The organism is Sphaerisporangium perillae, from assembly GCF_023276435.1.
GTDB classification, from domain to species: Bacteria; Actinomycetota; Actinomycetes; order Streptosporangiales; family Streptosporangiaceae; genus Sphaerisporangium; species Sphaerisporangium perillae.
In genome coordinates this window covers 1-9123 of record NZ_JALLPO010000088.1, presented here as the reverse complement: position 1 = coordinate 9123, position 9123 = coordinate 1, and the positions used below count along the sequence as shown (strand labels likewise).

The window sequence follows — 9123 nt, the reverse complement described above, 5'->3', positions numbered from 1 at the left end:
TCACCAGTTTCACGGCCTCTTCCTTGAACTCAGGCGAGAAGTTCCTACGATTCCGCGACAACCATCTTCCTTTCCAGACGACCCCAATCTTAGTGGGGGCACTGTCCGGAAGGCTCGGGGCGGCTCAGTCATCCAGAGTGAGCCTCTTGCTGCGGGCGCGTGCCGCGATGTCGGTGATGCGCTCGGCGATCGTGGTCACGCTCATGGTGTCCGCGTCGTGGACAACCGGGACGACGAGGCCACCCGCGTCGAGGTTGACGGCGATGCCGAGGTTGACGCGATGGTGCACCAGCAACGCCTCGTCAGCGACCGAGGCATTGATGTGAGGGAAGTCGCGGAGCGCGGTTGCCACTGCCTTGGCCACGAAGGGAAGGTAGGTGAGTTTCGCGACTCTGCGGACCCGGTCGACCTGGACGTAGTCGACCTCGATCGAGCAGAGCGTGTGGGGTGACACCGCCTTCGATCGGACCATATGGGCGGCGGTGCGGCGCCGGATGCTGTTGAACGGCAGGACGTCGTAGTCCGCTGCCGTGGATGATGTCGCGTTGTTTTCGCGTGCCGTTGGCTCGTGCTGCACCGTGTCCTCATCCCTGGCGGCGGTTCGCGGTGACCTTGGTCGTGGCGCGGATGGCCTCGACGACCTGCTCGACATTCGGATGGATGAACAGGTCGCCGATCAACCCGCCGGGCACCGGGACCGGAAGGCGACCGATCCGTTGCACAGGGCCCAGCAGCGTCTCGAAACAAGCATCCGAGATGACCGCGGCCAGCTCCGCAGCGAGTCCGCCCCGATTGATGTCCTGATCGACCACGACGGCTCGCCGGGTCTTGGCCACCGAGGCGAGGACAGTGGGGAGATCGAGCGGCTCGATGGTGCGCAGGTCGATGACCTCCACGCTGATCTCGTCCGCCACCGCCTCGGCCGCCCGCATCGCCAGCGTCACCCCGAATGAGGAAGTGACGACGGTGACGTCTTCGCCCTGCCGGACGATCTTGGCTTGCCCGAAGGGAATCGTGTAGCGCTCGTCGGGCACCTCCGTTCGGTCCGCCAGGGTGTGGATGTGCGCCATGAACAGCACCGGGTTGGGATCTGCGATCGCTGTGGCCAGCAAGCCCTTGGCGTCGTAGGCGTTCGACGGGACGGCGATCTTGAGCCCGGCGCACTGGAGACCGATGCCGAGCGGGACGATCGAGTGATCGGGTGACCCGCTCCCCCCGCCACCGACGAGCAGCGTGGTCAACGGCACGGCCTGATCGTGCAGCATCTTCCAGCTGGGCGCGAGCAGGAAGAGCTCTTCGAAGCTGGCCAAGGAGAACGAGGCGATATGTTCGAGGATCGGCCGGTACCCGGTCAGGGCCAAGCCGATCGCGGCACCGGCCGTCGTCGATTCCGCGAGCGGCGTGTCGATGACGCGCTCAGGGCCGAACTCCGTGACCAGTCCGGCTCCAGTGCCGAACAGCGAGCCCTGCACGGATTGGCCGATCAGCAGCGTCCGCGGGTCGCGAGCCATCTCCAAGCGGGTCGCGTCCCGGATGGCCTGGATGATGTTCATGGTGGGCATGAGTCAATCTCCGGTTCGCTGGTGGATGATCAGCTGGCATAGGTCGCGGCGTGGAGGCTCTCGACGGTGGGGACGAAGTCAGGGGCGTCGCGGCAGAACCGGTCGATCTCCGCGATCTCCGTCTCGACCTCCTTCTCCAACGCTTCGACTCGCTCCTCGGTGAGCAACCCTTCGCTGATCATCCGCGCACGAGCGATACCCAAGGGATCGCGATCCCTGCCCTCGGCCTCGCGCGGCGTGGAGTAACGGAGATCGGCCTGGCCTTCGGTGTGCGAGTGGTATCGGAACGTCTTCGCCTCGACGAAGGCCGGTCCTTGCCCGGAGCGGGCGTGCCGCAGCGCCTCGGCCACCGCCTCGGCTACGCCGAACACGTCTTGGCCGTCGACGACGCGGGCGGGTATGCCGTAGCTTTCGACGAGTTCCTTGTAGTCACCGGACGGGCCGGCGTACGTACCGGACTGTGGCGTGTGGACGACCAAGCCGTTGTTCTCGCAGAGATACACGATCGGCAACTTCCACAGGGCCGCCATGTTGAGGCTCTCGTGGATGTTGCCGCGGGTCGCGGTGCCGTCGCCCAGCCCGCACAGCACCGCTTGCCCCTCGCCGCGGCGCTTGGCCGACATGCCGTACCCGACGGCGACACCCAGCCCGGCACCGAGGAACCCAAAAAAACCGAAGATGCCGACGTCCGGTGCCACGACGTGGTAGCCGGATCGGCCCTGCGCGCAACCGGAGGCCTTGCCGTAGTGCTCGGCGAACAGCAGTTTGGGGTCGCCGCCACGCCCCAGCAGATAGGGCAGGCCGTGGCCGCGGTAGTGGTACCAGACGTAGTCGTCGGGGGCGAGCATGCTCGCACCGCCGACGCCGACTGCTTCCATTCCGGCGCTGCTGTGCCAGAACAGTTTGATCGCACCCTGTTTCAGGGACCGGCACGCGTACTCGTCCATCCGATATGCGCGTAGCAGGTTGCGGAACAGGCTCAGCTTCTGCTCATCGGTGAGGGTCATGCCGACTCCTTCTCCTTGTTCTCGGTGGCCGGCGCAGCGGTGATCTCGCCGAGCACCGTGCCCACGTCGACGGTGGTGCCGACCGGAACGGCGATCCGCACGTACCCTGCGGTGGGGGCCTCCACCTGATGGGTGACCTTGTCCGTGTCGATCTCCACGACGACGGCACCCTGATCGCAGTGGGCGCCGTCCGCGACGAGCCACTCCGACACCGTGCCCTCCGTCATGTGCATGCCGAGTTTGGGCATGAAGATGCGTTCAGCGTCCATCTCGGACTCCATCAATTCGGTTGTGTTGAGCGGCGTTGGTCAATGTCGGGCCGCAGGCCGCGCAGGACGATCTCGAGGAGCTCATGTGCGTGCTGTCGTGTCGTCGCGGCCCGGCCGGTGAGCAGTTGGATGACGATCGACCCGATCAACGCGTCACCGATAGCGTCGAGGTCGGCATCGGGCCGAATCTGTCCCGCCGCCGCGGCGGCGCGAAGGCGTGCGGTCAAGGCCTGGTGGCTGGGGCCGGTCAGCAGCCCGTAAAGGGCCTGGGCGTCAGCGGGGTTCTCGGCCGCCGCGGCGATCAGCGCCAGTGCCAGGGCCGCGTTGCGTGGATCGGTCGCGACACTGGCGAAGGCGTCAAGCCACGCATGCAGGTCATGGCCGATCTCACCGCCGTCGGGGAGCGCGACCACCTCCGCCGGTGCGTCGATCGCCAGATTCGCCACGACGGCGGCGGCGACCAGGTCCGCTTTGCTTGACCAGCGCCGGTAGAGGGCGGGTTTGGCGACGCCACTACGGGCAGCCACCGCCTCCATGGTGAGCCTTCTGTAGCCGTTGGCCAGCAGAAGTTCGCAGGTCGCCGCCAGGATCACCCGATCCGTCTCGGTCTTGCGCGGCCGGCCCCACTGCTGGCGTCCACCCGCCGCTGGGCTGGTAGGACGTGTTTCATCACTCACGCTTTATTACGGTACGTACCGTAACAATATTTGTCCAGAGCTGCGGTGCCAGGGATCGCCGAACGGGGGCGTGAGGCTGGTCTCGGAACGAACGCAAGCAAGACCACGATCTACCAGTGCGGGCACGCCCTGTCCGGCCGTTTGGGGCAACAGCGCCAGTCTCAGCAAGAAGGACTCAAAGATCCTGGAACGAAGAAGGCATCCGCCACCCCCACCGGACCAGGGAACGCGCCCGCACCGCCATTAGGATCGAAGCCGTCCGACTTCGACGCCGTCTCCGTCGGCTCGCTGACCCACAGCGCGCCGGCCATGGATCTGAGCGCTTCTGAGCATCAATTCCGAACACAGGAGGTACCGTGGTCAAGGGCTATTGGGTCAGCGCCTACCGCACCATTGCGGACCCCGAGAAGCTGGCTGCCTACAACAAGCTGGCTGGTCCAGCCGTCGAGGCCGCGGGCGGGCGGCTGCTCGCCCGCGGCAGCCGGGTCGTCGCACACGACGCCGGAATCGCCGAGCGCACCGTCCTGATCGAGTTCGACAGCTTCGAACAGGCGGTCGCCGCACATGCGAGTGCGGCCTACCAGGAGGCGCTGGCCGCACTTGCTGACGGCGTCGAGCGCGACTTCCGCATCATCGAAGGCCTCGACTGACGATCGAGGCTGCGTCGGCGACGAACACGAAGCCGACTGCGGGGATCACCCCGGCTCGTCAGCGCGCCGCACCGTCGCGAACAGCGTCAGGCCAGTGGCATCGGCGGTGATGTCCAGTCCGGCGACGGTTCCCGGCGGCGCGGCGGCACGGACGTCGGCCTCGATGTCGGCGGGGGTGCGTTCGACGAGGTTCCAGCGGCCGATGTGGGTCATCAGGGCGGCGTAGGGGTTCGGGGTCGCGATGTTGGAGAAGTAGAACGTGCCTCCGGGGCGGCACAGGCGGGACAGAGTGGTGCGGATCAGGGCTCGGGCGAAGCGTTCTTCGAGGTAGTCGAAGAGGCCTCCGGCCAGGACCAGGTCGAAGGGGCCGTGGTCAGCGGCCAGGTGCGCGGCGGTGCGCAGGACGTTGCCGGGGGCCGCGGCGGTCTGGGCGCGGGTCGCGGGCGGCAGGTGTGCGAGGGCGTACTGGAGGGCGTCGGGGTCGACGTCGTTGAGGACCAGGCGGTCGGCGGGGTGCAGGAGAGCCGGGTCGACTCGGCGCAGGCCGGCGGCGCCTCCGGACGCTATCAGCAGGATGCGGCGGCCGGTGGCGCGCGGGGGCCGTGCTCGGGACGTCCGCCGGGTCGCTCCCGAGTGCGGACTCGATGAGTGCGGCCTGGTGGGCAATCTTGTTGCGGTGCTGGTCGGTGATGGGAGCGTGCAGGAGGTAGTCGTCTGGTGGCCCCAGTGCCGGGCACGCCTCCGGGCTGACCGCGCAGGATGTACTCGATGATCTCGAAGTCGCCGGCCCGGCCGCGAGCCTGCTCACGGCTCAGCTGGACCATGCCGCCGGCGTCGGCGAACATCTCGGCCAGCGGTGCCATGGCCGCCGTGACGGTGTCCTGACGGGCCGTGGCGAGCGCGGCGGGGAGTCGGCGGAGGGCGAAGTCGTCGAAGTAGCGGTGTGCGGTCGCGCGGTCTGCGCCGGCGATCGCCGGGAGTTCGGCCATGGCTTGCCGGACGAAGTCGGCCAGCGCGGTAGGGCCGCCTGTCTGATCCGCCGTGATCGCCTGATTCAGCGGTCCCGGCGGCGCGGGTAAGTCCGACGGTTCGGTCGTCTCGACGTCGATGGTCGTCATCGCGGATCCCCTCGCTGCTCAGCTCCCCTGGTAAGGAGATTAGCGGCGGTGCGGGCCTTTCTCCAGAAATCGGGAAACAGCACGCATATGATCCGGCGTGACGACCGACGTATCTCGCCGGTTGGCCGGCATGGCCCACCACCGGGGCGGGCCTTCTCTGCTGTCAGCCGGCGGTGCCGTAGTACGGGGAGTTCACGAAGACGAGGGCTTCGCCGACGGCTCGCTCGCTCGACCCGCTGGGCCGGTTGACCAGCGTGCCGCCGACGGACATGGTGGTGGAGCCGCCGCTGTCGAGGTTGACCGCGTCGTCCATGCCGAAAGCTCGGGCAACGGCGGCGGTCTTGACCTGTCCGAGTCGGTGTCGGCCATGTCGGCCGGGCCACCCTTCTCCTATTGAATCAGGTAACGCGTATGCCTATGCCTGAGCCACTCGTGATCCAGGCGCACCCCAGTGAATCGCTGGACAAGGGCAAGAGCGCTTGCCTTCCAATCACTGTTGATAACGTCCCCGAAAAGTAGCAAACCGTCCAGATGCTCTTCGAGGGCTTGAGGCATTGGACGGTCACGCTCATCCAGCGGACGCAGAACGCAAAGGCGCTCTCCGTTGTGCGCATAAGTAATCCGGTGAATTGCCTCAGCCGTGAATAGTACGGATAGAGCGTCTCCGTCGCTCGCTATAGCTTTGATGACCCGTTCATCTGAACCTTCCCATCCATATGGTTCTACGGCTATGTTCCAGGTGTCGGCTGTCCCGAAGAGAACGACGTTACTTCGGCTGCTTGACTGAAGTTCGGCACACGCTTCGTCGCGGGCATCCGAATAAGTCATCGGTGTTGCTGATCGAGGATCTGCACCAAAGAAGGAAGCCGCTGTTTGGATATCGCACCCGTTGAACCATGTGAAACAGGTGGTGTCCTCGTTGACGGTCCAGTTCTCTTCCAGGAAATCTCTATAGTAGTGCAGTAGGTCGTCCAACGGGATTGGTCCTAACTTGCCGATGCGACTGGGCCCCAGAAAGCCACTGGGGCCTCAGCCGATTATTCGATTAGTTTGGAATTTTGACGTAGTAACTTTCGAAGGGGTGTGAGCGGTATGTGGTTGAGTACTCCGAGCGGTAGGCGGGAACCTCGACTCGCCTGTTCTGTCTCTTGGCCTCACGCTTGGCGTTCTCTACAGGGTCAGTTGCGGCAACAGCACTTTGGTGTGTCGGCGATGGGGAGGGATCTGCAGAGGCGGGGACGGACCCTGTCGCGACCAGCAGAGAGGTCACTGTCGTTGACGCGGTTAAGAGCGCCACCCCTCGTAGTCGCCAGTTCCTTAAGGCGAGGGGTGATCGTCCTGATAAGTTCACTGAACTCCTTGGCGGGGCAGAGTGTAAGGGTCCAAGTGATCACAACATGGGGGAATCTTTGTGACAATGTGGGATAGATCACTCTCACACCTTTATCGCCGATGGCCCCGCTTGCCCCTAGTGGGGCTGGCCCCTCGGACAATTACGGATCAATCTGCGTGACCCGGCGCCGCGACGGCAAGTAAGCCGCCTACCGGATGGCCGCGCTTTGGCTGCCGCTAGGTGCCGTTCCTCGGGCCTGGCGGCCCTGCGGTACGGGTCCCTTTGCCATTGGATGACTTGGACCAACCGCCGTGTACAGCAACGCCACCTTACGTGATCACACGGCGCCGCTCGTCATCTGCCGCTTGAGCAGGGCGAGGAGCCATCTACGTCGTGACTGGCGCTCGTTTGCAAGCAGGCGGTCATGCCCCGCATCGCCCGTTCCTGAGTCGACCAAGTGCGAGACATGTGTGGGATGATCTTGCAAGTAGTGCGGGCTGCGTGAAGCCTTTCCGCAGCTCACAACGCATAGATCAGCCGTATGGCCGCCGCTCTCCTAATGCGGGTGCTTGCAATATTGCCGAATAAAGCTTGTATGGATCAAGCGGCGGCGCGCCGCGCCGCCGTACCCGGCCCTCTGCCGCACGCCGCCTGGGCGTGCGGCGTGGGCGCCGGTCCCGGACGGCGGCGCCCCGGGCCGTAGCCGTACCACGTCCTCACCGCACCGAACCAACTCGCCGACTCCAGCGCCGCACCGCCGCACAGCGAGGACGCGTGCCATGGATACCGGCTTCGTCAACCACCGAACAAAGAACTCAGATGCCAGTCTGGAGCCTGAGTGCGAGACTCTCGGAATGGTCGGAGCAGATCTCAGTGAGCCCGAGTACCTTCGCCACATCGAGTACCTGGCCCGCGAACTGGTATACGCAGCAGCAGACGAAGGCTGGCTCACCTACGGCGATCAGTTGACACAACTCACGCCGCTCCAGCGTGCGGTCACCGAAATAGCCCACCAGATCCGCCACTACCACTTCGACGGAGACGGATGCATCGACCCGGAGCTACCTCCCACCATGAAGCTCGCCGGCACCGTCATCCTCAAACCGGGCGCCATACCCCTAGGCACGAAAGGCACCTACGCCGAGATCTGTACCTGGCCTTCCCCTCGTAACGTGGAGACCGAACCAAGAGAGGTTTGGTCGTGGCAGGAACCACCGTCGTTTTGATCCGGAGTTCCGGGCCGGGGCGGTGCGTATCGTCAAGGAGACCGGCAAACCCGTCGCGCACATCGCGCGGGATCTTGGTATCAACGAGTACACATTGCACAACTGGGTGCAGATGGACCGGCACGCAACAGGGCAGGTCGGGCGCGACGGCAACGGAGGCGGCAAGCTGAAGGAGTCCGAGCAGGAGGAGCTGGCGCGGCTGCGGCGGGAGAAAGCCGAGCTGGTCAAGCAGCACGCCAAGGAGAAGGCCGCCTGGGAGAAGGAGCGCGCTGAGTTGGAGGACGAGCGTGATGTCCTCAAACGATCCGTGGTCCTATGGGTCAAGGACTCGCTGAACCGATGACCGTGGTGGCGTTCATCGAGTCCCAAAGGGCCGAGTTTGGTGTCCCCCACACGATCTGCTTCCGTGCGCTGGGAGTATCGCCCTCGTGGTTCTACAAATGGAAGAACCGCAGGTCAACGGCTCGGGAAGAGCGGCGCGCCCGTCTGGACGAGGAGATCAAACGGCACTTCGCCGCCTCCGGTGGTACCTACGGCTCGCCACGCATCACCCAGGACCTGAGGGCCGAGGGCTGGAAGCTGTCGGAGAACACCGTGGCCAAGCGGATGGCCGAACTCGGCTTGGCCGGGCGCAGGCCGAAGAAGCCGCGTTCGCTGACCCGGCGGGGCAAGCGGCCGGCCGCGCCGGATCTGGTGCGGCGCAAGTTCACCGCGGTCGCTGCGGACGTGCTGTGGGTCGGCGACGTCACGATGGTCATCACTGATGAGGGGCCGTTGTACTTGGCGTCGGTCGAGGACTTGTTCTCCCGTCGGCTGCTCGGCTACGCGATGTCGGAGCACCATGACGCGGCGCTGACGGTCGCGTCGCTGCAGATGGCCGTGGTCACGCGCGGTGGCGACGTGGACGGGGTGATTTTCCATTCGGATCGCGGCTCGGAATATACCGCCGCCCGCTACCAGGCCGAATGCCGCAGGCATGGGGTGGTGCAGTCGATGGGCCGGGTCGGGTGTGCGCTCGACAACGGAGCCGCCGAGTCGCTCAACAGCACCCTGAAGGTCGAGTTCGTGCACCGCCACCGTTTTCGTACCCGGGCGGAGGCTCGGCTGAAGATCGCGACCTGGATCGCGGACTTCTACAACGTCAAGCGCAGGCACAGTGCCAACGACGGGCTGCCGCCTGTCACATTCGAGCGTCAGGTGATCGAGAAGAGGACAGCATCAACGGCCCTGCTGAGGGCCGCTGTGGCATAGGACCGTCTCCACGGTTTGAGGGGATTGACA

At 65.4% G+C, this 9123-nt stretch carries 13 protein-coding genes; 4 read left to right on the top strand and 9 right to left on the bottom strand.

The window, feature by feature from the left end:
* Nucleotides 1-124: 124 nt before the first annotated feature.
* From MYF83_RS41910 to MYF83_RS41890, 5 genes are read right to left on the bottom strand one after another with little or no spacing between them, the layout of a single operon-like run.
* A complete protein-coding gene (locus MYF83_RS41910) occupies nucleotides 125-577 on the bottom strand; it encodes a 2-oxo acid dehydrogenase subunit E2 (RefSeq protein WP_248966391.1) in 453 nt (150 codons plus the stop codon).
* Between the two features lie 7 nt (nucleotides 578-584).
* The gene (locus MYF83_RS41905; RefSeq protein WP_248966390.1) at nucleotides 585-1562 is read right to left on the bottom strand and encodes an alpha-ketoacid dehydrogenase subunit beta; all 978 of its coding nucleotides are present in this window, start codon (nucleotides 1560-1562) and stop codon (nucleotides 585-587) included.
* A gap of 29 nt (nucleotides 1563-1591) precedes the next feature.
* Entirely contained in the window at nucleotides 1592-2569 is a 978-nt protein-coding gene (locus MYF83_RS41900; protein ID WP_248966388.1) for a thiamine pyrophosphate-dependent dehydrogenase E1 component subunit alpha, read from the bottom strand.
* Nucleotides 2566-2838, bottom strand: coding sequence for a lipoyl domain-containing protein (locus MYF83_RS41895; RefSeq protein ID WP_248966386.1), 273 nt, complete (start codon nucleotides 2836-2838; stop codon nucleotides 2566-2568). The genes MYF83_RS41900 and MYF83_RS41895 overlap by 4 nt, the downstream gene beginning before the upstream one ends.
* 11 nt (nucleotides 2839-2849) lie before the next feature.
* Nucleotides 2850-3431, bottom strand: a complete 582-nt coding sequence (locus MYF83_RS41890) for a TetR/AcrR family transcriptional regulator (RefSeq protein ID WP_248966385.1) — start codon at nucleotides 3429-3431, stop codon at nucleotides 2850-2852.
* Between the two features lie 440 nt (nucleotides 3432-3871).
* Between MYF83_RS41890 and MYF83_RS41885 the strand changes: the two genes are divergently transcribed.
* The gene (locus MYF83_RS41885) at nucleotides 3872-4165 is read left to right on the top strand and encodes a DUF1330 domain-containing protein (RefSeq protein WP_248966384.1); all 294 of its coding nucleotides are present in this window, start codon (nucleotides 3872-3874) and stop codon (nucleotides 4163-4165) included.
* Nucleotides 4166-4210: 45 nt separating this feature from the next.
* On the opposite strand, the gene MYF83_RS41880 is transcribed toward MYF83_RS41885, so the two are convergent.
* From MYF83_RS41880 to MYF83_RS44730, 4 genes are all read right to left on the bottom strand, one after another.
* The gene (locus tag MYF83_RS41880; protein ID WP_248966383.1) at nucleotides 4211-4831 is read right to left on the bottom strand and encodes a class I SAM-dependent methyltransferase; all 621 of its coding nucleotides are present in this window, start codon (nucleotides 4829-4831) and stop codon (nucleotides 4211-4213) included.
* A complete protein-coding gene (locus tag MYF83_RS41875; RefSeq protein ID WP_248966382.1) occupies nucleotides 4732-5283 on the bottom strand; it encodes a hypothetical protein in 552 nt (183 codons plus the stop codon). Before MYF83_RS41875 ends, MYF83_RS41880 begins: the two co-directional genes overlap by 100 nt.
* Before the next feature lie 163 nt (nucleotides 5284-5446).
* The gene (locus MYF83_RS41870) at nucleotides 5447-5677 is read right to left on the bottom strand and encodes a phosphodiester glycosidase family protein (protein ID WP_308201588.1); all 231 of its coding nucleotides are present in this window, start codon (nucleotides 5675-5677) and stop codon (nucleotides 5447-5449) included.
* Nucleotides 5674-6258: a DUF6461 domain-containing protein gene (locus MYF83_RS44730; RefSeq protein WP_372500413.1), complete on the bottom strand. Its 585-nt coding sequence runs from the start codon at nucleotides 6256-6258 to the stop codon at nucleotides 5674-5676. The genes MYF83_RS41870 and MYF83_RS44730 overlap by 4 nt, the downstream gene beginning before the upstream one ends.
* A 1137-nt stretch (nucleotides 6259-7395) precedes the next feature.
* Between MYF83_RS44730 and MYF83_RS41865 the strand changes: the two genes are divergently transcribed.
* The 3 genes from MYF83_RS41865 to MYF83_RS41855 are packed head-to-tail and all read left to right on the top strand — an operon-like array spanning nucleotide 7396 to nucleotide 9093.
* Nucleotides 7396-7842 carry a hypothetical protein gene (locus MYF83_RS41865; RefSeq protein WP_248966380.1) on the top strand — a complete coding sequence of 149 codons (447 nt, stop codon included), beginning with the start codon at nucleotides 7396-7398 and terminating at the stop codon, nucleotides 7840-7842.
* A 22-nt stretch (nucleotides 7843-7864) separates the two neighbouring features.
* Complete coding sequence (locus tag MYF83_RS41860; protein ID WP_248966378.1) at nucleotides 7865-8185, top strand: transposase; 321 nt, start codon at nucleotides 7865-7867, stop codon at nucleotides 8183-8185.
* Nucleotides 8182-9093 carry an IS3 family transposase gene (locus MYF83_RS41855; protein ID WP_248966377.1) on the top strand — a complete coding sequence of 304 codons (912 nt, stop codon included), beginning with the start codon at nucleotides 8182-8184 and terminating at the stop codon, nucleotides 9091-9093. The genes MYF83_RS41860 and MYF83_RS41855 overlap by 4 nt, the downstream gene beginning before the upstream one ends.
* Nucleotides 9094-9123 lie beyond the last annotated feature (30 nt).

Coding starts and splice junctions, on each gene's coding strand:
- MYF83_RS41900 (WP_248966388.1), bottom strand. CDS start 2,569: ATGACCCTCACCGATGAGCAGAAGCTGAGCCTGTTCCGCAACCTGCTA.
- MYF83_RS41905 (WP_248966390.1), bottom strand. CDS start 1,562: ATGCCCACCATGAACATCATCCAGGCCATCCGGGACGCGACCCGCTTG.
- MYF83_RS41855 (WP_248966377.1), top strand. CDS start 8,182: ATGACCGTGGTGGCGTTCATCGAGTCCCAAAGGGCCGAGTTTGGTGTC.
- MYF83_RS41895 (WP_248966386.1), bottom strand. CDS start 2,838: ATGGACGCTGAACGCATCTTCATGCCCAAACTCGGCATGCACATGACG.
- MYF83_RS41865 (WP_248966380.1), top strand. CDS start 7,396: ATGGATACCGGCTTCGTCAACCACCGAACAAAGAACTCAGATGCCAGT.
- MYF83_RS41875 (WP_248966382.1), bottom strand. CDS start 5,283: ATGACGACCATCGACGTCGAGACGACCGAACCGTCGGACTTACCCGCG.